Annotated in this window: 17 protein-coding genes and 1 pseudogene; 8 read left to right on the top strand and 10 right to left on the bottom strand. The window is 67.2% G+C overall.

Annotation, left to right across the window (positions count from 1 at the left end; all coding sequences use genetic code 11):
• Positions 1-69: 69 nt before the first annotated feature.
• The 3 genes and pseudogenes from C0J29_RS32670 to C0J29_RS03525 form a co-directional block, all read right to left on the bottom strand.
• Positions 70-1,113 (bottom strand): hypothetical protein, encoded by a 1,044-nt coding sequence (locus tag C0J29_RS32670; RefSeq protein WP_156298596.1) that lies wholly within the window; start codon positions 1,111-1,113, stop codon positions 70-72.
• Positions 1,114-3,759: 2,646 nt separating this feature from the next.
• Positions 3,760-3,852 (bottom strand): annotated as a pseudogene (locus C0J29_RS33540) (IniB N-terminal domain-containing protein); the annotation flags it as partial.
• 278 nt (positions 3,853-4,130) lie between these two features.
• Positions 4,131-4,700, bottom strand: a complete 570-nt coding sequence (locus C0J29_RS03525) for an Rv0340 family IniB-related protein (RefSeq protein WP_120791543.1) — start codon at positions 4,698-4,700, stop codon at positions 4,131-4,133.
• A gap of 210 nt (positions 4,701-4,910) precedes the next feature.
• Between C0J29_RS03525 and iniR the strand changes: the two genes are divergently transcribed.
• The 4 genes from iniR to C0J29_RS03505 all read left to right on the top strand — a co-directional run bounded on the left by iniR (position 4,911) and on the right by C0J29_RS03505 (position 13,373).
• Positions 4,911-7,307 carry an isoniazid response ATPase/transcriptional regulator IniR gene (gene iniR, locus C0J29_RS03520; protein ID WP_242460348.1) on the top strand — a complete coding sequence of 799 codons (2,397 nt, stop codon included), beginning with the start codon at positions 4,911-4,913 and terminating at the stop codon, positions 7,305-7,307.
• Positions 7,308-7,475: 168 nt separating this feature from the next.
• A complete protein-coding gene (locus C0J29_RS03515; protein WP_120791541.1) occupies positions 7,476-10,505 on the top strand; it encodes a (Fe-S)-binding protein in 3,030 nt (1,009 codons plus the stop codon).
• A 30-nt stretch (positions 10,506-10,535) separates the two neighbouring features.
• A complete protein-coding gene (locus tag C0J29_RS03510) occupies positions 10,536-11,825 on the top strand; it encodes a pyridoxal phosphate-dependent aminotransferase (protein ID WP_120791540.1) in 1,290 nt (429 codons plus the stop codon).
• 174 nt (positions 11,826-11,999) lie between these two features.
• Positions 12,000-13,373: a PE family protein gene (locus tag C0J29_RS03505; protein ID WP_120791539.1), complete on the top strand. Its 1,374-nt coding sequence runs from the start codon at positions 12,000-12,002 to the stop codon at positions 13,371-13,373.
• Positions 13,374-13,383: 10 nt separating this feature from the next.
• On the opposite strand, the gene rfbA is transcribed toward C0J29_RS03505, so the two are convergent.
• Genes rfbA through C0J29_RS03480 form a run of 5 tightly spaced genes read right to left on the bottom strand, consistent with a single transcriptional unit; the run spans position 13,384 to position 16,566 of the window.
• Positions 13,384-14,250 carry a glucose-1-phosphate thymidylyltransferase RfbA gene (gene rfbA, locus C0J29_RS03500; RefSeq protein WP_065042912.1) on the bottom strand — a complete coding sequence of 289 codons (867 nt, stop codon included), beginning with the start codon at positions 14,248-14,250 and terminating at the stop codon, positions 13,384-13,386.
• Positions 14,251-14,266: 16 nt separating this feature from the next.
• On the bottom strand, positions 14,267-14,641 hold the full coding sequence (locus C0J29_RS03495) for a nuclear transport factor 2 family protein (protein ID WP_065042913.1): 375 nt from the start codon (positions 14,639-14,641) through the stop codon (positions 14,267-14,269).
• 11 nt (positions 14,642-14,652) lie between these two features.
• Positions 14,653-15,408, bottom strand: a complete 756-nt coding sequence (locus tag C0J29_RS03490; RefSeq protein ID WP_120791538.1) for a maleylpyruvate isomerase family mycothiol-dependent enzyme — start codon at positions 15,406-15,408, stop codon at positions 14,653-14,655.
• Between the two features lie 22 nt (positions 15,409-15,430).
• Entirely contained in the window at positions 15,431-15,856 is a 426-nt protein-coding gene (locus C0J29_RS03485; RefSeq protein WP_120791537.1) for a tautomerase family protein, read from the bottom strand.
• Positions 15,857-15,864: 8 nt separating this feature from the next.
• Positions 15,865-16,566 carry an SDR family oxidoreductase gene (locus C0J29_RS03480; protein ID WP_120791536.1) on the bottom strand — a complete coding sequence of 234 codons (702 nt, stop codon included), beginning with the start codon at positions 16,564-16,566 and terminating at the stop codon, positions 15,865-15,867.
• A 97-nt stretch (positions 16,567-16,663) separates the two neighbouring features.
• Between C0J29_RS03480 and C0J29_RS03475 the strand changes: the two genes are divergently transcribed.
• From C0J29_RS03475 to C0J29_RS03460, 4 genes are all read left to right on the top strand, one after another.
• The gene (locus C0J29_RS03475; RefSeq protein WP_120791535.1) at positions 16,664-17,149 is read left to right on the top strand and encodes a winged helix-turn-helix transcriptional regulator; all 486 of its coding nucleotides are present in this window, start codon (positions 16,664-16,666) and stop codon (positions 17,147-17,149) included.
• Positions 17,150-17,251: 102 nt separating this feature from the next.
• On the top strand, positions 17,252-19,951 hold the full coding sequence (locus tag C0J29_RS03470) for an adenylate/guanylate cyclase domain-containing protein (RefSeq protein ID WP_120791534.1): 2,700 nt from the start codon (positions 17,252-17,254) through the stop codon (positions 19,949-19,951).
• Positions 19,952-20,106: 155 nt separating this feature from the next.
• On the top strand, positions 20,107-20,733 hold the full coding sequence (locus C0J29_RS03465) for a TetR/AcrR family transcriptional regulator (RefSeq protein WP_065163169.1): 627 nt from the start codon (positions 20,107-20,109) through the stop codon (positions 20,731-20,733).
• 39 nt (positions 20,734-20,772) lie between these two features.
• The gene (locus C0J29_RS03460) at positions 20,773-22,548 is read left to right on the top strand and encodes an N-acyl-D-amino-acid deacylase family protein (RefSeq protein ID WP_120794526.1); all 1,776 of its coding nucleotides are present in this window, start codon (positions 20,773-20,775) and stop codon (positions 22,546-22,548) included.
• On the opposite strand, the gene C0J29_RS03455 is transcribed toward C0J29_RS03460, so the two are convergent.
• Positions 22,538-23,869, bottom strand: a complete 1,332-nt coding sequence (locus C0J29_RS03455) for a UDP-glucose dehydrogenase family protein (RefSeq protein ID WP_065163168.1) — start codon at positions 23,867-23,869, stop codon at positions 22,538-22,540. The genes C0J29_RS03460 and C0J29_RS03455 overlap by 11 nt on opposite strands.
• 78 nt (positions 23,870-23,947) lie before the next feature.
• On the bottom strand, positions 23,948-25,363 hold the full coding sequence (locus C0J29_RS03450) for a DUF7159 family protein (protein ID WP_425272106.1): 1,416 nt from the start codon (positions 25,361-25,363) through the stop codon (positions 23,948-23,950).
• Positions 25,364-25,449 lie beyond the last annotated feature (86 nt).

The raw sequence follows: 25,449 nt of genomic DNA, 5'->3' as shown, positions 1-25,449 counted from the left end.
GATCAAGGTATGCGTACAAACCGGCGGGGACCACGAGGGTCCCCGCCGGTTTTCAGCCGGGTCTGGTTATCAGAACCCGTGGTGGTCGGCCGGGCCGTGCGTCGCCGGCGGCTCGGTGTGCGCCGGCGGCGTGTGCGGAGCCGGGTCGTGACCGAACACCGACGGGCTCTGCGGCTCGTGGTGGGTCGGTTGCGGCTGCTCCACCGGCTGGTGCTGCTGCGGAGTGAACACCGGGCCGTGATCGGCCGGAGCCGGGTGAGTCGGAGCCGGCGTGTCACCCTGCGGGGCAGGCGTGTGCGGCGCGTTGATCACCGGCGGGTTTGCGCCGCCGGCACCGCCCGTGCCGGCCGGTGTGCCGGGGGTCTGGATGACCGGACCGTGCCCACCGCCTGCCGGGGGCGTCGTTCCGCCGGCCCCGGCGCCGCCGCCGGTGATGACGGGACCCTGCCCTGAGGGCACCGTCGGCTGGTGATCGCCCGGAGTGACCCCGCCGGCCGTACCGGCACCGGCACCCGCGCCGCCGCCGGCGCCCACGCCGCTCGGTCCGACGCCGCCCGCGCCACCTGCGCCGACACCACCGCCGAGTGTCGTGCCTTCCTGGCCCAGGATGTCGCCGTGGCCGCCAGCCCCGGCACCTGTGTGTGCGCCCGGCCCGGTGGCTACGCCCCCGGGTCCAGCAGCCGGCGTGGCTGGTCCGGTGGTGACGGTGCCCCCGCCCGCTCCGGCCGCCGCGACACCGCCGGGGCCTGCCTGCGCTCCGGCTCCGGCGCCGGCTGCACCGGACACTCCGACCGGCTGCGGAGCCGGGTGACCGGCCAGCGGTGTGTTTCCGCCGCCGCCGATACCCAGTCCTGCGCCGCCGGCGGCACCGGCCTGGCCGCCCACGCCGACTCCGCCGATCGGGCCTGCGACGTGGGGCGTGGCAGCGCCGTTCAGCGCTGCGCCCTCGCTCGCAATGAGTCCGGCCTGGCTTCCTGCTCCTGCGCCGAGCGCGGCGTTGGTGCCGGCGATGCTGCCAGCGGTGGCGGCGTGTCCACCCAGAGCCGCCTGACTGGCGAGACCGGCTTGGCCGGCAACTCCGGCCTGCCCGGCGAGACCAGCTTGCCCAGCCATCCCGGCCTGCCCGGCAAGGCCCGCCTGGCCGGCGAGGCCCGCCTGGGCACCTGCCGCGGCGCCCGCCTGACCACCCGCCGCGATTCCGGCCTGGGCACCAGCGCCGACACCGGCCTGGGCCCCGGCGCCGATACCGCCACCAAGCCCGCCGCCGATCGCGCCGCCGGCTTGACCACCAAGGGCCCCACCGACCTGACCGCCAGCGCCGATCGCACCGCCAACCTGACCACCAGCACCCACCGCGCCACCAAGCCCGCCACCGACCTGGCCACCAGCACCCACCGCGCCACCGAGGCCACCACCGACCTGGCCACCAGCGCCGATGGCCCCGCCAACCTGACCGCCAGCGCCGATCGCACCGCCAACCTGGCCGCCAGCACCTACCGCGCCACCAACCTGACCACCGACACCCACAGCACCACCGAGGCCACCACCGACCTGGCCACCGGCGCCGATGGCCCCGCCAACCTGACCACCGGCACCGATCGCACCGCCAACCTGGCCACCGGCGCCGATCGCACCGCCAACCTGGCCACCAGCGCCTACCGCGCCACCAACCTGACCACCGACACCCACGGCGCCACCGAGGCCGCCACCGACCTGGCCACCAACACCACCGCCGATGCCACCACCAATGGCTGCGCCGGCCTGACCACCAAGGGCACCGCCAACCTGACCACCGGCACCAATAGCGCCACCAACCTGGCCGCCAGCGCCGATCGCACCGCCAACCTGGCCACCAGCACCGATCGCACCGCCGACCTGGCCACCAACACCACCACCGATCGCACCGCCGGCCTGACCACCAATGGCACCGCCAACCTGACCACCAGCACCGATCGCACCGCCAACCTGGCCGCCAGCGCCTACCGCGCCGCCGACCTGACCACCGACGCCCACGGCGCCACCGATGCCACCGCCGACCTGGCCACCAACACCACCACCGATCGCACCGCCGGCCTGACCACCAATGGCACCACCGGCCTGACCACCAATGGCACCGCCAACCTGGCCACCAGCGCCCACCGCGCCACCAACCTGACCACCGACACCCACAGCACCACCAAGCCCGCCACCGACCTGGCCACCAACACCACCACCGATCGCACCGCCGGCCTGACCACCAATGGCACCGCCAACCTGACCACCAGCACCGATCGCACCGCCAACCTGGCCTCCGACACCTACAGCGCCGCCAAGGCCACCACCGACCTGGCCACCAACACCACCGCCGATGCCACCACCGATCGCACCGCCGGCCTGACCACCAATGGCACCGCCAACCTGACCACCAGCACCGATCGCACCGCCAACCTGGCCACCAGCGCCCACCGCGCCACCAAGGCCACCACCGACCTGGCCACCAACACCACCACCGATGCCACCACCGATCGCACCGCCGGCCTGACCACCAATGGCCCCGCCAACCTGGCCACCGGCACCGATCGCACCGCCAACCTGGCCACCGACACCCACCGCGCCACCAAGGCCACCACCGACCTGGCCACCAACACCACCACCGATGCCACCACCGATCGCACCGCCGGCCTGACCACCAATGGCACCGCCAACCTGACCACCAGCACCGATCGCACCGCCAACCTGGCCACCAGCGCCCACCGCGCCACCAACCTGACCACCGACACCCACCGCGCCGCCAAGGCCACCACCGACCTGACCACCAACACCACCGCCGATGCCACCACCGATCTGGCCGCCAGCGCCTACCGCGCCACCAACCTGACCACCGACACCCACAGCACCACCGAGGCCACCGCCGACCTGACCACCAACACCACCGCCGATCGCGCCGCCGACCTGACCGCCAACACCGAGGCCACCGCCGACCTGGCCGCCGACACCCAGTCCGCCGCCGACCTGGCCACCCAGTCCGACACCGCCACCGACCCCGCCACCGATGACGCCGCCGGCGCCAGCGCCGATGCCACCGCCGAGTCCGACCTGGCCCCCGAGCCCGATACCGGCCTGGCCACCGATCCCACCACCGAGACCGACACCGGCACCGCCACCAATACCGCCGACTACACCGGCCTGGGCACCGATCTCGGCTTGCACGCCGAACTCAACGCCGGCCTGCGCGCCGACTCCCACCCCGGTTCCGACGCCGGCGCCAAGTCCGGCACCGATTCCTGCTTGAACACCGAATCCGACCTCGAGGCCCGCTTGGGCTCCGACACCGACTCCGGCACCGACTCCGGCACCGACGCCGCCGGTCGGCTCCACGAAGGCCAGCCCGGGAGCGGGCCCAACGAGACCGGTCTGCACGCCCAACCCGCTCTGTCCGACCAGACCGGCGTTGATGCCGTTCGCCAGACCCACACCAACGTCGGACGCGACCGCGCCTGCCAATCCGACGCCCGCGTCCGCGGCGATCAGGCCCGCGTCCGTAGCAACGAGGCCGGCGTCACCGGCCACCAGCCCGGCGTTGCCGAGAACGGGACCGGCGTCTTGCGCGATGAAGCTGGACATGACGCCCGGATCCGCCGATGGGATCGCGAAGCCGTGCTGATCAGCCACGGCCTGCTGCAGGGCGCCGATCGGGTCGTCGGAGGAGACGACCGCGCCGGGGACTGCGCTCGCGACGGCCGAGGAGACCTCGGCGGGAGAGACGTTGATCAAACCGGCGTTGGTCATGGCCTGCCCGGGTGCAGCGACGAACGACTGTGCCGCCTCTTCGCTGCGGAACAGGCTCAGGATGTAGTCAACTAGCGAGGTCATCTTCTTTTCCCTTCGATCGAAACCGTGAAGTTGTTCGCCGAAGTGACCGGCGCTCTGTCATAAACCGTATGGATTTCGCGGCTGCCCCAAATCGGGGTCGGTACCCCCAGCCGGGGGGAGCCCCATCGGGATAGCTAGGGCTGCCCCATTAGGGGATTAGGGGAATCGCACTGCCCCCAGCCCCGCGCTGAAACCACCCCCGTTTGCAGCATTTATGCACGTCAAACAGTACTCGCCAGCTGTCTAGGCCGCCAGACGCAGCAGCGACGCAACGCAGATCAGCCGTGCAAGCCGTCGATGCCGAAGGCGTGGTGATCGGGCTGTCCCTCATGTGAATGCGCGTCCGGATGGATCACTGAGTGGTCCCATATACCGGGGTCGCCAGCTGGGAAGCCGCCATGGTCGAACGCAACTTCGTGCGCTTCAGCACCTGTGAGCAGCGCTGATGGCCCGGGATGACCAATCCCCACCGCGGGGGGACCTCCCGTTGCATCGGCCGGCAGATGCGATGCCGGTTGGTTAATCACGCCACTGACACCACCGATAGCTGCATGCTGGGGTGCCACCGCAGCCGGCGGATGAGGGCTGAAGGCGTCGAATGCCGCCGTCGCCGCACCGCTTGCCCACACATTGCCGTGATCGGCGACCGGCATGCTGCTGGCCGCACCGGAGAGCCCGCCCATCGATAGCGAATCCGACACCATCGGAATCAAATTGTTGACATCGACGCTGGTCACATCGGTAAGGTGCGCGTCGGCAATGGCTTGGGCGGGGTTCGCGGCGTAGCGCGCGGCGACCTCGGGATCGCGCACCAGCGAGATCACGAAGTCGAGCAACGAATTAGCCATCACCGATCTCCCTGTGGCAGATGCCCGCCTGAATTAAGCACTAGCAAGATGCTATCCGCTATGCAGACGCCGGTGTTCGGTGCGAACCCCGCCCACCCCCGGCACCCATTAGGGGGTGACGCGTTAGGGGAATGACCGGGTTACGGGGCAAGGGCGGCTATGGTGAAAAAGCCGCTGGTGACCGCCTATGGAGCACAGGGGGGTACGCACATGGAGTTTCCGCGTGCTGCCCGCGATGTGCTCGGCGAACTCGCAGAAGCCGCGGCCACGCCCGTCAGGGCAGTGATCGTCGGTGGCATCGGCACCGGGAAGACCACTTTCCTGGCAGCCGCGCGCGACAGCCTGCGCCACGCCGGCGTCCCGGTTCTGACCCGACCCCCACGTAACGACGATCCGCCAGGGACGGCATTCGTCGTCGACGACGCTCACCTGCTCGACGACGCCGACCTGCTCAAGCTCACCCAAATCGTCGGTGACTCCGGCGCGACCGTCCTGGTGGCTGCCCAAGCCCACGAGCAGCACGCGGCTCTGCGTCACCTGACGACGGCTATCGCGCGAGACAGACCGCGGATCGTGCTGGGCCCGATGGCGGTCGCCGAACATCAAATGGACTACACCGCGGGTCTGCCGTTTCTCGTCCAAGCGACATCCACCGGTGGCCAGGCACACGGCGCCAAGCTCGCGCTCATCGAGCGATTGCGGCGAATCGACGAGCCCGATCTCGACGCGTTGTTGATCATGTCGTTGACCCACACCCTGGGTTCCGCTGACGTCGCTGCCGCGCTTGGCATTTCGGTCCTCGACGCCCGAACGTTGGTGGATCGGGCACACGCCAGCGGACTGATCGACCCGTCATACCCGCCCGCCTTCCTGGAGCTTGTTCATGATTGCGTCGCTCAGATCATCGGCAACGCCCACCACCACGAAGTCGAAACTTCTTTACTGCGTTCACAACTCGACATCTCTACCGTGTCACCCGACTTCGCGCTGCGACTGGCCGAGCACGGTCTGTGCGACGAGCGATTGTCGGCAATCCTCTCTCACCGTGCAGCCGAAATCCGTTGCGATGCAGCTCAATCCGCCCGGTTCTATCGGGCAGCGGTAAATGTCGGCGCTGCCGGGCTGGCGCCGAAGCTGGCCGACTCGCTCGCCCTCAGCGGGGAGTGTGTAGCCGCCGCGTCGCTCGCCGACAGTCTGCTCGGGTCCCCGGACTTCGCCGAACGTGCAGCAGCCGTGCGCATCGCAGCCAGCGTGGCGACGCACGACGGTAATTCCGGTCAGGCGGCCGAACTCTTCGGCTGGCTGGGCCCGTACCCGGATTCCGTGGTGGGCTCGGCGGCTGCGATCGTGCTCACGGCGACGGGCGACCTCGCTACCGCCCATGCCGCTGTTCGGCTCAAGGACTCAGGCCCGCCGACGATCGCGGCACGCGCATCCCGAAACCTGGCCGAGGGCCTGCTGCTGACTATGGATCAGCCCTACCCCACCGCCATGGCCAAGCTCAGCGGATCCATCGCGGTCGAACACCCTATCGCTGAAGCCTTTCCGGACAGCCCGGCCGCACTCGTCACGCTGGCCGCAATACACGGCGGGGATCCGGTGCGCGCCCACAGTGTGATTGGGCGCGCCGTACGCGCAGAAGCTGAGGCCTTCTTCAAGCACCGCCACCTGCTGCTCTGCGGCTGGATCAAAATGCAGGACGGGCAACTGCCGTCCGCCAGCGCGGACGTCGCCGCAGTGTCCGGCGCGGGCCTGCACCGCCGCGACGCACTGTGGGCCGCCGCCCTGCAGACCGCCATCGCGCGCCGCAGCGGCGATACCGGTGCGCTGCAGAAGCATTGGTACGCGGCCGCCGAGGTGCTCGCGGAGTACTCCCTGGACCTTTTTGCGCTGCTGCCATTGGGCGAGCTGTGGGTTGCGGCAGCCCGCATGCGGCAGGTCGACCAGTTGCAGCACACCTTGGATCAGGCGTTCGCGCTGCTCAACTCCCTGGGAAACCCGCCGCTGTGGTCGGTCCCGCTGCATTGGGCCGGTGTGCACGCGGGAATCCTGGCGAATTCACCGGAGTCCGTCGCACCCCACGGGCAGGCCCTTAGTGCTGGGGCCGCGCAAAGTGTTCTCGCTCAGGCGCTTTCGGTTGCCGGCCGGACGTGGCTGCGAGTTCTTGCCGGGCAGGTGGACGCGGACGAGGTCGGTGCCGCGGCCCGGTCGCTGTCACATGTCGGGTTGACCTCCGATGCGACCCGCCTCGCCGGCCAGGCAGCGCTGCAGACATCGGATCCGCGAGTGGCCGGCGCCATGCTGCAACTCGCGCGCGACCTGAAGATCGGCATGGGCTCCGTCGAGGCACCCAGCGCTGGGGATCAGGTCGAAGCCACCGCCTCGTCCCCCCGTCAGCCACCCTCGGGAACACCATTGTCCGACCGCGAACGCGAAGTCGCCGAACTGCTTCTGCTCGGCCTGCCCTACCGCGATATCGGAAGTCAACTGTTCATCTCGGCAAAAACCGTCGAGCATCACGTCGCCAGGATCCGCCGTCGCCTCGGCGCCGGCTCACGCTCGGAGATGCTGTCGATGCTGCGGGCGATGCTTGCTCCGCAAAGCTGAGGTGTACGCCTGATCACACCCCGCCACGCTGGGCTGGTGATCTGCGCAAACTTAGGATTGCCTATCTCGCAGCCGATGTCCCCGAGATGTCAGTATGAACCTGTTGACTAGCAAAGGCGCTTCCGCGCCTCATCGCATCTGAATGACGACGAATCGAGGTGGCCTTCGGTGACCACGCAGACCCTCATCCGGCTCATCGTGGGCTTGGGCATGACCGCGTTGGTGGGCGCACTGGCGCTCAAGCGTGTCTGGTGGTTGTACAAGCTGGTCACGGCCGGACAGCCGGCAAGCGGACGCACCGACGACATCGGCACCCGTGTCTGGGCGCAGATCTCCGAGGTGTTCGGACAACGCAAGTTGCTGAAATGGTCGATCCCCGGTCTGGCGCACTTTTTCACGATGTGGGGCTTCTTCATCCTCGTCACCGTTTACATCGAGGCCTACGGCACCCTTTTCCAACCCAATTTCCACATTCCGATCGTCGGCCGCTGGGACGCTCTGGGCTTCCTGCAGGACTTCATCGCCCTCAGCGTGGTCTTCGGCATCGTCACGTTCGCGATCATCCGATTGCGCTCGGAGCCCAAGGAATACGGCCGCCAATCGCGGTTCTACGGCTCCCACACCGGAGGCGCGTGGCTGATCCTTTTCATGATCTTCCTGGTCATCTTGACGTTCGCGATCTTCCGCGGCGCCTCGGCGAACACCGGAACTCTCCCCTACGGCGGCGGCGCCTTCTTCTCCCACGCCATGGGCACGCTTATGAGCCCGCTCGGCACAACCGCAAACGAGTGGATCGAAACCGTCGCGCTGTTAGCCCACATCGCCGTGGCGCTCGTCTTCCTGCTGATCGTGCTGCACTCCAAGCACTTGCACATCTTCCTGGCCCCCATCAACGTCACCTTCAAGCGACTGCCCGATGGACTGGGCCCGCTGCTGCCACTCGAGGCCGACGGAAAGCCGATTGACTTCGAAAACCCGCCGGAAGACGCAGTTTTCGGCCGCGGCAAGATCGAGGACTTCACCTGGAAGGGCATGCTCGACTTCGCCACCTGTACCGAGTGCGGTCGATGCCAATCGCAATGCCCCGCCTGGAACACCGCAAAGCCGCTGTCGCCCAAGCTCGTGATCATGGACCTGCGGGATCACTGGATGGCCAAGGCGCCCTACATCCTGGGCGAGAAGGAATCCCCGCTGGAGAGCACACCCGAGGGTGGGCTCGGCGAAGAACTTCGCGGGGAGAAGCACGCCGAGGAACATCACGTCCCCGAATCCGGGTTCGGCCGCATCATGGGCTCCGGGCCTGAGCAGGCCACCCGCCCACTCGTCGGCACTGCCGAGCAGGGCGGCGTGATCGACCCCGACGTGTTGTGGTCCTGCGTGACCTGCGGCGCGTGCGTCGAGCAGTGCCCGGTGGACATCGAACACATCGACCACATCGTCGACATGCGCCGCTACCAGGTGATGATGGAGTCGGAGTTCCCCTCGGAGCTTTCCGCATTGTTCAAGAACCTGGAGAACAAGGGCAATCCGTGGGGCCAGAACGCCGCCGACCGCACGTCGTGGATCGACGAGGTTGACTTCGACGTCCCCGTGTATGGCGAAGACGTCGAAAGCTTCGCGGGATACGAGTACCTGTTCTGGGTGGGCTGCGCCGGCGCCTACGACGACAAAGCAAAGAAGACCACCAAGGCCGTCGCCGAACTTCTTTCCATCGCCGGCGTCAAATTCATGGTCCTGGGCACCGGAGAAACCTGCAATGGCGACTCCGCGCGCCGGTCAGGCAACGAGTTCCTCTTCCAACAGTTGGCGCAGCAGGCCATCGAAACTCTGGACGGGGTGTTCGAAGGTGTGGAGACCGTCGATCGCAAGATCGTCGTCACCTGCCCGCACTGCTTCAACACCCTCGGCAAGGAATACCGACAGCTCGGCAGCAACTACTCCGTGCTGCACCACACCCAGCTGCTGAACCGACTGGTGCGCGACAACAAACTGGTGCCGGTCAACTCCGTCTCCCAGGACATCACCTACCACGACCCGTGCTACCTGGGCCGTCACAACAAGGTCTACGAAGCGCCGCGTGAGTTGATCGGTGCGGCGGGAGCCAACCTCACCGAGATGCCGCGCCACGCCGAGCGCAGCTTCTGCTGTGGCGCCGGCGGCGCGCGCATGTGGATGGAAGAGCACATCGGCAAGCGCATCAACCACGAACGCGTGGACGAGGCGCTGGCCACCAACGCCACCACCGTCGCGGTCGCCTGCCCGTTCTGCCGGGTGATGGTCACCGACGGCGTCGGCGACCGGCAGGAAGAAGCGGGTCGCAGCGGCGTCGAGGTTCTCGACGTGGCCCAGGTGCTGCTCGCATCGCTGGACCGCGACAGCGTGAAGCTGCCCGAGAAGGGCACCGCCGCCAAGGAAGCCGAAGAGCGAGTCGCCAAGGTGGAGAAGGCCGAGCCCAAGGCCGCCGCGGCCGCCCCGGCAGCTGCACCCGAGGAAGCACCGGCCGAGGAGGCCGCCGAGCCTGCCGAAAAGCCCGCCGCCGCAACGCCTGCAGCCCCGGTGAAGGGTCTTGGCATGGCGGGCGGCGCCAAGCGCCCCGGCGCGAAGAAGGCACCGGCGGCTGCCGCACCTCCCGCAACGGAGGAAGCCGCCGCACCTGCCGCCCCCGCCAAGGGGTTAGGCATGGCCGCAGGCGCCAAGCGTCCCGGGGCCAAGAAGGCGGCGCCGGCCGAAGCCGGCAAGGCCACCGAGACGCCCGCTGAAACGGCGCCGGCCGAAGCGTCCACGCCGGCCGCACCCGTGAAGGGTCTTGGTATGGCCGCCGGCGCGAAGCGTCCCGGCGCCAAGAAGGCGGCACCGGCTGCTGAGCCGGCCAAGGCTGAGCCGGTCAAGGCCGAGCCGGCCAAGGCGGAGGCAGCGCCCGCTGAAGCTCCGGCCGAACCGGCCAAACCGGAGGTGCCGGTGAAGGGGCTGGGTATCGCGGCCGGCGCCAAGCGACCGGGTGCGAAGAAGAGCGCTCCTGCCGCGCCCGCCAAGCCTGCCGAGCCGGCAAAGCCTGCCGAGCCGGAAGCCGAAGCGGAAACCGAAGCAAAGTCGGAGCCCGCGCCGTCCGGCGACTCCAACGGAGACGCCGCCGCGCCGGCCGCGCCGGTCAAGGGCTTGGGTCTGGCCAAGGGTGCGCGCCCACCGGGTAAGCGCTGATCACGGTTTTGCACCGATCAGCAAATTTCAGTGGACAGCGGTGGGACCATGGGTGACGTGACCACTCACCAGCTGCCTGCGCACACCTCCGGCCACCACCGGCAGCGCGTGTTCGCGCAGTCGTCCAAGCTGCAGGACGTTCTGTACGAGATCCGCGGACCGGTACACCAGCACGCCGCACGGCTGGAAGCCGAGGGGCACCGCATCCTCAAGCTCAATATCGGCAACCCGGCGCCGTTCGGCTTCGAGGCACCCGACGTGATCATGCGCGACATGATTCAGGCGCTGCCCTATGCGCAGGGGTACTCCGACTCCAAGGGGATCCTGCCGGCACGCCGCGCGGTGGTGACCCGCTACGAACTCGTCGACGGCTTTCCCCGCTTCGATGTCGACGATGTCTATCTGGGCAACGGGGTCTCCGAGCTGATCACGATGACCCTGCAGGCCCTGCTGGACAACGGCGACCAGGTACTGATTCCCGCACCGGACTACCCGTTGTGGACGGCGTCGACCTCCCTGGCCGGCGGCACGCCGGTGCATTACCTGTGCGACGAAACCCAGGACTGGCAGCCCGATATCGCCGACCTGGAATCCAAGATCACCGAGCGCACCAAGGCGTTGGTGGTGATCAACCCGAACAACCCGACGGGTGCGGTGTACAGCCGCGAAATCCTTACGCAGATGGTCGCTTTGGCGCGCAAACACCAACTGCTGCTGCTCGCCGACGAAATCTACGACAAGATCCTTTACGACGACGCCAAGCACATCAACGTGGCCTCGTTGGCCCCCGACATGTTGTGCCTGACCTTCAACGGCCTGTCGAAGGCCTACCGGGTCGCCGGATACCGGGCCGGCTGGCTGGCGATCACCGGCCCCAAGGACCACGCCGGCAGCTTCATCGAGGGCATCAGCCTGCTGGCCAACATGCGCCTGTGCCCGAATGTGCCTGCGCAGCACGCGATTCAGGTTGCACTCGGCGGCCACCAGAGCATCGAGGACCTGGTGCTGCCCGGCGGCCGTCTGCTCGAGCAGCGTGACGTCGCGTGGAGCAAACTCAACGAAATACCTGGCGTCTCGTGCACCAAGCCCGAAGGCGCGCTCTATGCCTTCCCGCGGCTGGACCCTGAGGTCTACGACATCGCTGACGACGAACAACTCGTCCTGGACCTGTTGCTGCAGGAAAAGATCCTTGTCACCCAGGGCACCGGATTCAACTGGCCCGAACCGGATCACCTGCGGATCGTGACGCTGCCGTGGGCACGTGATCTGGCCAAGGCAATCGAACGCCTGGGCAACTTCCTGACCAGCTACCGGCAGTAAGGCCGTCGGCCAGCCGGGCCGTCCTGAAACACGGTTGATCGGCGACCGACCGTCGAACTGCAAGACGTGCCTAAAGGCGCAGCCCAGTAGGGGCGAAATGCCCTAGTAGGGCCCGATCCAGATGCGCGACGCTTCAATCCCCTGTGTCGATGTTGACCTGGTCGGGAGGAAGCAATGTCATATGTGGTGGTGCCGCCGGAGATGGTGGCAGCGGCGGCAACAGATCTGGCGAATATCGGTTCGTCACTGAGCGAGGCCAGTGCTGCCGCGGCAGCCCCGACGATGGGCGTGTTGGCGGCGGGCGCTGACGAGGTGTCGGCGGCCATCGCGGCGCTGTTCACCGCACACGGTCAGGCCTACCAGGTGTTGAGCGCCCAGGCGGCGGCGTTCCAAGCCCAGTTCGAGGCCACCTTGACCGCGGGCGCGAATGCGTATGCGACCGCGGAGGCTGCCGCCGCGGCGCCTCTGCAGCCCCTCCTCGACCTCATCAACGCGCCTACCCAAGCGCTATTCGGGCGTCCGCTGATCGGCAACGGCGCCAACGGGGACCCGGGCACCGGGGCAAACGGCGGAGACGGCGGCATCCTCGGGGGTAACGGTGGGGCCGGCGGCAGTGGCGCACCCGGCCAGAAGGGTGGCAATGGCGGCGCCGGCGGGCTCCTGTTCGGCACCGGCGGCACCGGTGGCGCCGGCGGGGCGTCGACGACCGGGGTCGGTGGGGGTGGCGGCGCCGGCGGGATTGGTGGGCTGTGGGGTAACGGCGGCACCGGTGGCGCCGGAGGGGCCTCGACGGTCGCCGCCGGTGGGCCGGGTGGGCCCGGAGGACGTGGGCTCTTGGTGGGCGTCGGGGGCGCCGGCGGCGCCGGCGGGGCTTCATTGGCGGACGTCGGCGGTGCCGGCGGGAAGGGCGGGGACAGCGGGCTGTTCTTCAGTCCCGGCGGGGCGGGCGGCACCGGCGGGTTCGGCTTGATAGCCGGCGGTCGCGGCGGCGACGGAGGTACGGGCTATTTCGTCGCCACTGGCGGCAACGGCGGCACTGGTGGGTCCACCAGTGGGACCAACTCGCTCGCCGGCACCGGCGGGAACGGCGGCACGGGCCTGTTCGGCAGCGGCGGGGCCGGCGGCACCGGCGGCTCGACCACTGCCCTCAACGCCGTCGGCGGGAGCGGCGGAATCGGCGGGTTGGGCTATTTCGGCAACGGCGGAGCCGGTGGGGCTGGTGGTGACAGTGTCCGCGGCAACGGCGGGTGGGCCGGTGTGGGCGGCGGCGGTTTCTTCAACGGCGGTACCGGCGGGGCGGGCGGATACGGCGGCAACATCGGGGGGAACGGCGAAAGGGGCGGGAACGCCTGGTTCGGCAACGGTGGCGACGGCGGGAACGGCGGCACCGGCGCGACTGTCGGCGGGAACGGCGGTGGGGGCGGCCCATCCACTTTCATCGGCAACGGCGGCAACGGTGGCAACGGCGGGGCGGGCCCGGTGCACGGCAGCCCTGGCGCGGGCGGCACGGCGCTGATCGGCGTCGACGGGTTGCCCGGCCAACTCTAGAGCACCTAAATCAGTTGCGCTCCAACAAGTCCAGCAGGTAATTCCCGTACCCGGACTTGATCAGACTCTGGCCGCGCTTCGCGAGTTGCTCATCGTCGATCCAGCCCAGCCGCCACGCCACTTCTTCGGGAACGCTGACTTTCAGACCCTGCCGCAATTCCAGGGTTCGAACGAAATCGGCTGCGTCCAGCAGGGAATCGAACGTGCCGGTGTCCAGCCACGCGGTACCACGAGCCAGCACCTCAACGGCCAGGCGGCCGCGGTTCAGGTAGATCTGATTGACCTCGGTGATCTCGTACTCGCCGCGCGGCGACTTCTTCAATCCCTTGGCGATCTCGACCACGTCGTTGTCGTAGAAATAGAGACCGGGGACCGCATAGTTCGATTTCGGGGTGGCCGGCTTCTCCTCCAGCGACACCGCCATGCCCGCGGCGTCGAACTCCACCACACCGTAGGCCGACGGGTTGGCCACCCAGTAGGCGAAAACGGCTCCACCACTTATGGATTGGAACCGACTGAGGTTGGTGCCCAGCCCCGGTCCATAAAAGATGTTGTCTCCCAACACCAATGCCACCGAATCGTTGCCGATGTGGTCGGCGCCGACGACGAATGCTTGAGCCAGGCCGTCCGGCCGTTCCTGCACCGCGTAGGTGAGGTTGATGCCGAATTGCGTTCCGTCACCGAGGAGCCGGTGGAATCCGGGTGCGTCGTGGGGCGTGGTGATCATCAAGATGTCACGGATGCCGGCCATCATCAGGGTGGTCAGCGGGTAATAGATCATCGGCTTGTCATAGACCGGCAACAACTGCTTACTGATGCCCATGGTGATCGGATACAGCCGGGTGCCCGAACCGCCCGCCAAGATGATCCCGCGCATACCTGACTCCTCAGCCTCAGTCGACCCGGTCGTTTTCGGTGAGTTCGGTCGCCGCCAGCGCCGACGCCAGGTCCGCATGACGGAAGACCGAGGTGACGTGGTCGCGGACCACTCGGAACGCCGACGCGGTCGTCGACGCGTTGAAGGGCTTGTTGCGATCGCTGATCTGCTGTTCGACGACCACGATGCCGTCGTGCACGTACATCCGGCCCAGCTCAGCCCTTGCCGTCAGCGAGCTCACCCACCGGCGCAGCGCGTCGTGCCCCTGCACGGCTCCCTGCGCGTCGCCTATCTCGATGTCGTCGCTGGACAACGCGACCAAGGTCTCGATGTCGGCGCTGTTCAGAGCATCGTGCCAAGCGAGCACGGTGGCGATCTCGGATGTGGTCATGAGGTGCAAGTCTAGAGAGGCGTACGGTCCAGCCATCTCTGCCATACGGCTTGATCGCCGAACACGGCGATGCCGGTGGCATCGAGCGGGACGCGGCGTGTCATCGCCAGCAGCAATTCGGTGACCCCACCGCGCAACGCGACCGTGCCCTTGCCGTGTTCGTGCGACCACGTGATGGCGACATCTTCGACGGCCACCGTCCACTCGCCGGCCTCGCCGAGCCCGGGATCGGTGGCGTGCAGGTGCAGGGTGTCACCGCCCTCCAAGGGAAGCGCCGCACCGTCCTTTCCGGCCTGGATCACGATGCGTTCCAGAAACTCATCGATCCCGTCGGCCGCGACCTCGGCATCGAGGGTGAAGTCGGCGCCAACGGCCAAGGCGGCGTCCGCTCGATGTATGGCGTTCTCATGAAGGCGGCGCCTGATCCACCACCCGGCGGGTCGGGGACCGAGGAACGTCCAGATCGGGGTTTCGGCGCCAGTCCCTTCGACGGCGTCGACCAGGCGCTGCGCGCCACCGTTCAGCCACGCGATCGCGCCGTCCAGGTCCGGGGGCGGCTTGCCCTCTTCGACACTGCGGAAATCGAGGAAGCTGTCCATCCGGTCGCGGACGATCTGCGCGGCCCAGCGGTCGCCGCGACCGACGTGACGGAACAGCTGCTCAAGCGTCCACCCAGGACAGGTCGGCACCGGCGTCGATTGATCGGCAGCGCGGATCAGTTCACCTAGGGCCCGGGTCTCTTCGAGGTAGCTCGACGCGTAATCCACGCAGGTGACGCTACTCCGGTTGTCAGTACGCGGACACGGCGTTCGCTCGGGCCCAGGCCTTTTCGGCTTCCGAGCCGCCCGGCGGCGGAACGAGCCCGTTGATCATCCAGAGTTCCTCGCTGGTCTCATCGACGTGAAACTCCCAGTGCAGGTTGGGTTTCGCCTGAGCCAGTGGGGCCAGGATGCCGTTGATCCAGTGGGTGATCCGCTGACGATCGCCGGTGCTGTGTGAATGCCGGGCGATGTGATCGATGACGACTCGGATACCTACCGGCGTGGGTTCACCGCCGACGTAGAAGTCCTCGGTACTGGTCTCTTTGAACAACGCGATCACGTAGAACCGGGGCAACCCGGCCTTCTCGTAGTGGTCGGTGATCCGGGTTGCCAACTCGTGCTTCTCTTCGTCGGTGAAGATGCCCGGCGTGTGATGAATTGTCCACAGTGGCATGGTGATTCCTAGCGCGCCAAGCTGAAGGCCAGGTTCTCCACCGGGCCCGAGAGTGCCGCTTTGACGTTAACCGTGACGTCGTCGACAAGAACCTCGACGGCACCGGCTTCCAGTCCGTCCACGATGCGTCTGGCCACCTCTGCCGGAGTCGTCTTCTGCATCGGGATGTCCGCGACCATGTCGGTGTCGATGAATCCGGCATGTACGCCTACCACCTGGGTGTTCTGTGACGCCAACTCAAGACGGAGCGAGTTCGTCAACGACCAGATGGCGGCCTTGGACGAACCGTAGGCTCCGCTGCCGGCGAGCCAGGACAACACCGAATGCACGTTGACCACCGCCCCGCCGCCATTGGCCGCCAGGATCGGCGCGAACGCCCGGGTCACCCGCAACGGCCCGAAGACGTTGATATCAAACGTTTCAGTAATTTGTTCGAAGCTTCCCGTCAACAGCGAATCGGGGAGAAGGATGCCGGCGTTGTTGATCACGATGTCTGCGTCACCCGCGATGCGGGCGAGTGCACCGACCGAGTCGGCGTCGCGAACCTCGAGTTCGTGGGTGACCACCTGCGGGCGGTCATCGGTGAACGCGCTTCTAGCGGTCGAGTAGACCTTGCGGACCCCGCGGGCCAGCACCTCGTCGACCAGAGCCGCACCGAGCCCGCGTCGACCTCCGGTCACCACCACCACTTTGTCGGCTACTGCAACCATCTCCTGCTTCCTTCCACTCATCTGACTAACGTTTTCGTTACTTAGATAGAAGCACGCTATGCTGGATAACGCAATCGTTAGTTATGTGAGGTGCGCCATGGAGTTCGAGAAGAAACTGCGCGACCGCAACAAGTGGTCGGTCGGCGACGGCTGCCCGATGGCGAAAACACTCGACCTGCTGAGCACCAAGACCACCTTCCTGGTCCTCCGCGAATGCTTCTACGGCACAACACGATTCGAGGATTTCGTGGAGAGGATCGGCGCCTCGGCGCCAGCCGTGTCGCGGGCGGTGAAGCAGTTGGAGTCCGCCGGGATCATCGAACGGGCGCCCTATCAGGAGCCGGGCCGCCGGGTTCGCGACGAGTACCGCCTGACTCCGGCGGGCAAGGATCTGCTGCCTGTGCTCCTGTCGCTGGCGCAGTGGGGAGACAAACACCTGCACGGCGGCCGGGGCCCCCTGAGGTTCGTCGACCCCACGAGTGGTCGGGCCCTTGGTGTGCGGATCACCGACGAATCAGGGGACATAGCGACGGAGTCCGATGACATCGAAATTCGTGCCAATCCGGCTTTCAGGCGGCGTTAGGCCGCGGCGACCGAAGACTCGAAAGTAATCGACGAATTGTCGGGGGTGGACGACGCCGCGATAGTCGTCGTCATGGCCCGCGTGCTATGAGATTCTGTTGAGGTGTCCGCTCCTGCGGAGGCTGCTCCTGCCGGGGTAGTCACGTTTCTGTTCACCGATGTGGAGGGCTCGACCCGTCGGTGGGAAACCGATGCCGAAGCGATGCGAGCGGCGCTGGCGGCTCATGACGAAACTTTGCGCGAGACCGTCGCCGCGCATGGTGGGTTCCTCTTCAAACACACCGGCGACGGAATCTGTGCGGCGTTCTCTTCTCCGAGCTCGGCTGTAGAAACGGCGATCACCGCGCAGCGAGCACTCAAACTGCCTGTCCGAATGGGGCTGGCCACCGGAGAAGCCGAAGTGCGTGGCGGCGACTACTTCGGCACCGTGCTTAATCGGGCCGCACGGGTGATGGCTGCCGGCCACGGCGGTCAAATCCTGGTGGCCGAGTCCACCGCGGTTCTGCTCAGCGGGGTCGACATGGTGTCTCTGGGGCCCCGACGGCTGCGCGACGTCCCGATACCCGTCGTGCTTTACCAAGTTCGTGCACCGGGCCTGGCGACGGACTTCCCACCGCTGCGAGCCCTTGTCGCCGGTCCCGGGAACCTGCGGCGTGCGACCACCAGCCTGATAGGACGCGAGTCGCACGTCGAGGAGCTGGCCTCGACCGTGAGCACGCACCGGCTGGTGACCCTGACCGGCGTCGGCGGAGTGGGCAAGACCCGGCTCGCAACCGAAGTCGCAGCGCGCCTGGCTGACGAATACCCAGACGGCATATGGCTTTTCGAACTGGCAGCGGTCACCGACCCGGCAGCGGTACCCGATGCGGTAGCCGCAACTCTGGGCATCGCCCAGCAGCCTGGAAAAACTACGGCCGAGTCGGTGGCCGCAGCGCAAGAAGGCCGTATCCGCTTCTTAATTTTCGATAACTGTGAGCACGTACGCGACGCCGCCGCCGAGCTGATCGATGCGATCTTGGCGGACTCCGACACTGTGCGAATCGTCGCCACCAGCCGCGAGGGGCTTGGGCTCGCCGACGAACAGTTGTGGCTGGTTCCGTCGCTGGACGTGCGCTCAGGCGTGAACTCAAGCGCAGTAGCGCTTTTCGCCGAGCGCACTAACGCGGTCTCGCCCGGTTTCTCACTTGAGAGGGCTGAGGATATCGACGCCGTGGTGGAAATCTGCCGGCGCTTGGACGGCATTCCGCTGGCCATCGAGTTGGCGGCTTCGCGCATGGCGTCGATGACCGCTCGCGAAATCAGGGATCGCCTTGATCAGCGGTTCCGCCTGCTGATCGGGTCACGGCGTGGCATTGAGCGTCACCACACTCTGCGTCATGCGGTCGGCTGGTCCTACGACCTTCTCAGCGAGGCCGAAAAGGTCCTGCTGGCAAGGTATTCGGTTTTCAGCGGAGGATTCGACCTCCGCAGCGCTTGTGCTGTCGCCGAAAGCGATGACGAGTTCGCGACGCTGAACCTGTTGGATGCGCTGGTTCGCAAGTCACTACTCAATGCGGACCGATCCGGCGGCAGCACTCGTTTCTCGATGCTCGAGACGATCCGCCAGTTCGCTGAGGACCAACTGGTGGCCGCCGGCACTGCCGACGCCGCCCGCGCCGCACATGCGCGCTACTTCGCGAGCCGTGAAGCTGACCTCCTGGCATTGTGGGACGGCCCGGGACAGCGGGATGCGTACGGCTGGTTCACAACTGAGTTCGCCAACCTCCGCGCTGCGTATCGGTGGGCCGCTGACCATGGAGAACTAAACGCGGCGATCTCGATGGCCTGGTACGCAATGTTCTTCGGCGTCTGGGTTGAACAGTATGAGTCCGTCGTATGGTGCGAGGAGATGATCAAGCTGGCTCGGCCGGTCCGCCATCCGAGGCTCCGGCAGCTTTATGTGGCGGCGGCGCAAAGTTTTGCCACCGGTCGCGTCGTGGACGCGCTCGCCTACTTCGAGGCTGGTGAACAACTTTCGGAAAGCGACGATTTCGACGCAGTCACCTATGAAGGCGAGTATTCGTCAGGCGTGGTACTCAGTGTGGCCGGCCATCCTGAGCAATGGGTCGACCTGTGCCGCCGAGGCATCGCCGAAGGCACTGGCGCCCGAGTCATCACCCGCGCGTGCTTGTGTATCGCGCTGTATCAATCGGGCAAGTGGGACGAGGCGAGAGCGGTGTCTGAGGGCCTCCTTGCAGCGGCGGCGTCCACCGACAATCCGAACACGGCTTGCTTTGCACTCCTGGGATACGGAACCAGCCACATCAACAGCGATCCCGTCGCGGCCTATCACGCTTTCAGCCGGGCGCTGACGATCGCTCGGGAGACCGGCAACCGGCAAATGGAATCGACGATGTTGACGATGCTGGGCATCGTGGCCGCCAATGAGAACGACCCGTTCTTCGGAGCGGCCGGAGACAACAACATCGGTGCTCTCGAGTACCTCAGCGTGGCGATCCGCCGGTATCACGATGCGGGCAACGTCGTCATGATCCAAAACCCGCTGGCCGTCCTAGCCGCGTTGCTCGACCGTCTCGGGCGCCAGAGGCAAGCCGCAATTGTCACCGGGTTCGCCTTGAGTGAGATGGTACGAGCGGGCTATCCGCAGATAATCGCCATGATCACCCACCTACGCGAGGTGCTCGGAGAGCAGACCTACGAATCGCTTGCGCGCGAAGGCGAGGCAATGACCGTCGCTGCCATCGTGACCTACGCCTACGACCAAATCGACCAATTGCGAACAGAACTCGAACACCACGGCTGACCCTATCTCGCTAGTCATTTCCCGCCCGACCACGTGGTGTCGCCGCGCTGCTTCGGCGGGCTTCCCACTCGGCGCAGTCCGCCGGCGACATGCCGTCAGGATCGAACTCGTCGTCGGCAAGTCCACGACGTCTGGACGGGGCTAAGGTCTCAGCCATGCGCACCCACGGGTGGAGCGGTGCGAGGCCCGCGACCGACAACGAGGCGATCGAACGCATCCTCGACGCCGCCAGCGAAGCCATCGAGCAACGCGGCGGCGACATGCGGATTGCCGACGTGGCGCGCACGCTGGGCGTCTCCCGTCAAACGGTCTACAACTACTTCCCCGGGACCAACACCCTCATCGAGGCCGCAGCAACCCGGTCCGGCATGCGGTTCTGCGAAATACTGTCCAGGCACCTCGCCGGGATGACCGATCCGGTCGAGGCACTGGTGGAGAGCCTGGCGTTCACGCTGGAATGGCTGCCCAGCGACAAACACATCCAATTGATGCTGGTCCGCGACTTCACCAAGGCATCAGCCGGCATCACCTCGGACATCGGGATCAAGTTCAGTCACGGCATCCTGGCCGGCCTGGACGTCGACTGGGCCACCTTGGGTCTCACCGACGCCGACCTGGACGATCTGGCCGAGTACACGTTGCGGATCCTGCAGTCGTTCACCATCGATCCCGGCCGGCCGCCGCGCACCGGCGAGGTGCTGCGCGGATATCTGCGCCGCTGGATCGCACCGGTGCTGACCGCCGAAATCGCCCATCAGGGGACGGCCACGACCTCGAGTTGACGATTTCGGTAAGCTGTCCATTCAAGTGAGGTGGTCACATTGACTTTCGACGCAGTGGTCGTCAACGGCAGGTGGTTCGACGGCAGTGGGGGGCCCTCGGCCATCCGCAACATCGGGATACGCGACGGCCGCGTGGCGGCTGTCACCCCCACTCCGCTGGATACCGAAGGCTGCCCGAACGTCATCGACGCCGAGGGCAAATGGGTGATTCCGGGCATCATCGACATCCACACCCACTACGACGCCGAGGTGCTGGCCGCGCCGGAGCTGTCGGAGTCCGTGCGTCACGGCGTCACCACCATCGTGATGGGGTCGTGCTCGCTGTCCACCGTGCATGTCAGCGCCGGCGAAGCCGCCGACCTGTTCGGGCGGGTTGAGGCGATCCCGCATGAGCACGTGGTCCGCATCGTCGGTGAGCACAAGTCGTGGACGAATCCGCAGGAATACATCGACGCCCTGGAGTCGCTGCCACTCGGCCCCAACGTGACGGCCTTCATCGGCCACTCCGACATGCGGACATCGGTGATGGGCCTGGATCGGGCCACCCGCGAGGACGTCAAGCCCACCGCCGCCGAACAGGCCCGGATGGAACAGATGCTGGACGAGGCGCTGGACGCCGGATTCCTCGGAATGTCCTCGCAGCAACTACTTTTCGACAAGATCGACGGAGACACCTGCCGGTCCCGTACGCTGCCGTCCACCTACGCCAAGGGCCGCGAACTGCGTAGGCTCAAGTCGTTGTTGCGGCGTACCGGTCGCGTCCTGCAGTCCGGTCCCGACATCAGTCACCCACAGAACATCGTCTCCCAAGCACTGCAGTCGCTGGGAATCCGCCGGCGCCACCTGAAGACCAGCCTGCTGGCGGCCGCGGACATGAAGTCGGCGCCGGGAACCATCTGGTTGACCAGCGGATTGGCGGCTCTGGTGAATCGACTCGGCGGCGACTTCCGCTTCCAGCACCTTCCGGTGCCGTTCGAGGTGTACGCCGACGGGATCGACCTGGTCGTCTTCGAGGAATTCGGCGCCGGGGCGGCCGCACTGCACCTCAAGGACGAAGTCGAGCGCAACGAGCTCATGCGCGACGAGGAGTACCGCCGGCAGTTCCGGAAGGACTACGACAGCAAGTTCGGCCCGCGTGCGTGGCATCGGGACTTCTTCGACGCGGAGATCGTTTCCTGCCCCGACGAGTCGGTGGTGGGCAAGTCGTTCGGTCAGGTCGGCGTGGAACGCGGCGGCCTGCACCCGGTCGACGCCTTCCTCGACCTGGTACTCGAACACGGCACCGCGATCCGCTGGCGCACAACGATTTCCAATCACCGTCCCAAGATGTTGCGCCGGCTGGCTCAGATGCACGGCTTGCAGGTGGGGTTCTCCGACGCCGGGGCACACCTGCGCAACATGGCCTTCTACAACAGCGGGCTGCGGCTGCTGCGGCATGTGCGTGACGCTCAGCGCGAGGGCCGCCCGTTCCTATCGATCGAGCAGGCGGTGCACCGGTTGACCGGCGAACTGGCCGACTGGTACGGGCTGGATGCCGGTCACCTGCGGGTGGGCGACTGGGCCGACCTGGTGGTCATCGACCCGCAACGGCTCGACGACTCGCTGGACGCCTACCACGAGGCCAAAATCAATGCCTACGACGGTCTTTCACGCATGGTGAACCGCAACGACGCCACCGTCGAGGCCGTCTTCGTGTCGGGTCGCGAGGTATTCCGGCACGGGCAGCCGACCGAGATCCTGGGACGCGAGCGCACCGGCGGATTCCTGCGCGCCGACGGCCGGCCGCGCAACGTGCCGCAGGCCGTCACCGCGTAGGGCGCCGCGCTCCGAGCCGGAACACCCGCCAGCCCGCCCGTTCCCAGCGGCTCACATCCAGGCAGTTGCGGCCGTCGACGATGACACGGGCCCGCACCCGATCCGCGAGGTCGTCCGGGTCGAGGTCGACGAACTCCCGCCACTCGGTGAGCACCAGCACGGCATCCGCGCGCTCACATGCCTCTTCGACCGAAACCGCATAGGTCAACGTGGGGAACAGCCGGTTGGCGTTGTCGAGCGCCTTGGGGTCGTAGACGTTGACGGCGGCACCGTTGAGTTGCAGCTGCCCGGCGACGTTGAGCGCGGGAGAATCCCGCACGTCGTCGGACTCCGGCTTGAAGGCCGCACCCAGCACTGCGATGTTGGCACCGAGCAGTGATCCGCCGCAGGCCGCGGTGGCCAGTTCGACCATCCGGGTCCGGCGCCGCATGTTGATGCTGTCGACCTCGCGCAGGAAAGTCAGGGCCTGGTCGGCGCCCAGCTCGCCCGCCCGGGCCATGAATGCGCGGATGTCCTTGGGTAGGCACCCTCCACCGAAACCCAAACCGGCATTGAGACATTGGCGTCCGATGCGAGGGTCGTACCCCAGCGCGTCGGCCAGCAGGCTGACGTCGGCGCCCGCCGCCTCGCACACCTCGGATATCGCGTTGATGAACGAGATCTTGGTTGCCAGAAAGGCATTGGCAGAGACCTTGACGAGTTCCGCGGTCTGCAGATCGGTTACCAGAAAAGGCACCCCCGAGGTCAGCAGCGGCTCGTACAGCTCGCGCACGACGGCCTCGGCGCGGGCGGAATCCTGTTGCACGCCAAGCACAATGCGGTCCGGGTGCAGCGTGTCGTGGACGGCATAGCCCTCGCGGAGGAACTCCGGGTTCCAGGCGATTTCGACGTCCACTCCGGCGGGGGCCAGCGACGCGGCCCGCCGGCTGAGTTCAGCCGCGGTGCCCACCGGCACCGTCGACTTGCCGACCAGGACGGAGGCCCTGGTCAGACGTGGCACCAAGGCGTCGATGACGGCGTGCACGTGCCGTATGTCGGCGCCGTATTCGCCCTTCTTCTGCGGTGTGCCGACGCCGAGGAAATGCACGTCGGCGAATTCGGCCGCCATGTCGTAGTCGGTGGTGAAATGCAGTCGGCCCGCAGCAAGGTTGGCAGTCAACAACTTTCGCAAGCCAGGTTCATAGAACGGAATGTCGCCACCCGCCAGCTTGGCGACCTTACCCGGGTCGATATCTACCCCGACGACCTCGTGTCCCAGCTCTGCCATTCCGACAGCGTGGGTGGCACCGAGGTAACCGGTACCGAAAACGGTGCATCGCATACCACCGTGTGTAAGTGGCCGCGATGAGCGGACCGCATCGCGACGCTGAACGGCAGGTGACAGCTACCCGGCGAGATGCTAGAAGCCGGGGATCCCGGGAATGTTGAACCCGCCGCGACCGCCGCCGCCCTTGCCGCCGCGCTCCCCGCCACCTTTGCCGCCACCGGGGAACTTGCCGGGTCCCCGGCCGTCGTCGCCGCCGCGGCCGCCACCGCCACCCGGGCCGAGCGGGAACTGCGGGGTAAAGATCTGCGGCAGCTGAGGTACCGGCACCGGCACCGGGACCGGAGCGGGTGCAACCGGGACCGGGGCGGGCGCCACGGGAGCGGGTGCAGGCGCCTGCGGAACGGGTGCTTGTGGCACCTCCACGGGCACCTGGGGAGCCTGCGGCGCCGGAGCCTGCTCAGGCACTTGGGCCGGAGCCTGCGGAGCCGGCGCGGGCGCCTGCTCGGGGACGGCTGCCGGAGCGGGAGCCTGGGGCGTCGGGGCGGGCGCCTGAGGAGCCGGGGTGGGCTGGACGAGGGCTTGACCCGGGTCCGGCCTGGTGTTGGACGTGCTTCGGATGCTGACGGCCAGCGAGACGACCAGCGACGCCACGCCGACCACGAAGATCGACAGCAGGACGCTGCCCAGCAACCCCAGCGGCCGACGACCTTCTGTCTTCGGCTCGTCGTGATCGGCGTCGACAGCGCTGTAGGCCAGTGCCCCGTCTGCTGCGGCGGAGTTGTCGAAGTAGGCGGGGTCGAGCACCAACGGCGCGTAAGCGCCGGTACCGGGGTCCTGAGCGTAGGCGCGAGCCGCCGTCGATGCGGACAGCAACGGGGTGTTCGCCGACGCCAGCGCCGCTCCCCAGGCGAGTGCGGTCTCGGGCTCTTCGGGCAAGGTCACCGGGAGCGTGGTTGCGGCGTCCAGCGCCGGCTTGATCATGGGAACGTCGACACCGGAGCCGACCACAAAGACGGCGTCGGGATGCGTCTGCAGCGTTTCGGCCGTGGCGACCAGCTCGGCCAGCCGGGCCACCGCGGCGTCGTCGTCCGACGGCAGCGGCTGCGTCTGGATGTCGGCGACGGATCCATCGGCGCTGTTCACCACGGCCAGAGTTGCGGTGTCGGGTTCGATGAACAGCAGCGCTGTCTGTGCGTAGTTGGTCTCGTTGCCGACCGAATGCGCCAATGCGGCTGCGGCGAGGAACGCCGAAACCAGCATGACGTTCTCGATCTTGCGGCTGGCCAACGCGTCGCGGAGCTCAGCCGCCTGGGCCGGGTCGCGCCACGTCACTCCTGTTGAGGCCAGCTGGTAGCCGCCCTCGGTGGCGCCTTCCCGGGTCCCGAGTATGGCCGAGATGACCTGGTCGGCAGCGTTGAACGTCGGCGCGTCCTCTTCCCTGACGTCGATGCTGTCTTCATCCACCAGGGCGCCGTCGCCGTTTTCGCCTTCGACCAGCACCATCCGGACTGCGGTCGGTGCCATCGACACGCCAAGTACGGTGTCCAAAGCTCCCCCAAAGTTGACTGTGCGGATTCCCCAACCCGTGCTATATAACGGTACCCGCGCACCGCTTTCGTACCCATTTGAGTTTG

The sequence above is a fragment of the Mycobacterium paragordonae genome (assembly GCF_003614435.1).
In the GTDB taxonomy this organism is placed as follows: Bacteria; Actinomycetota; Actinomycetes; order Mycobacteriales; family Mycobacteriaceae; genus Mycobacterium; species Mycobacterium paragordonae.
Note: the sequence above shows the minus strand (reverse complement) of the source record. Positions and strands in the feature narration are given on the sequence as shown.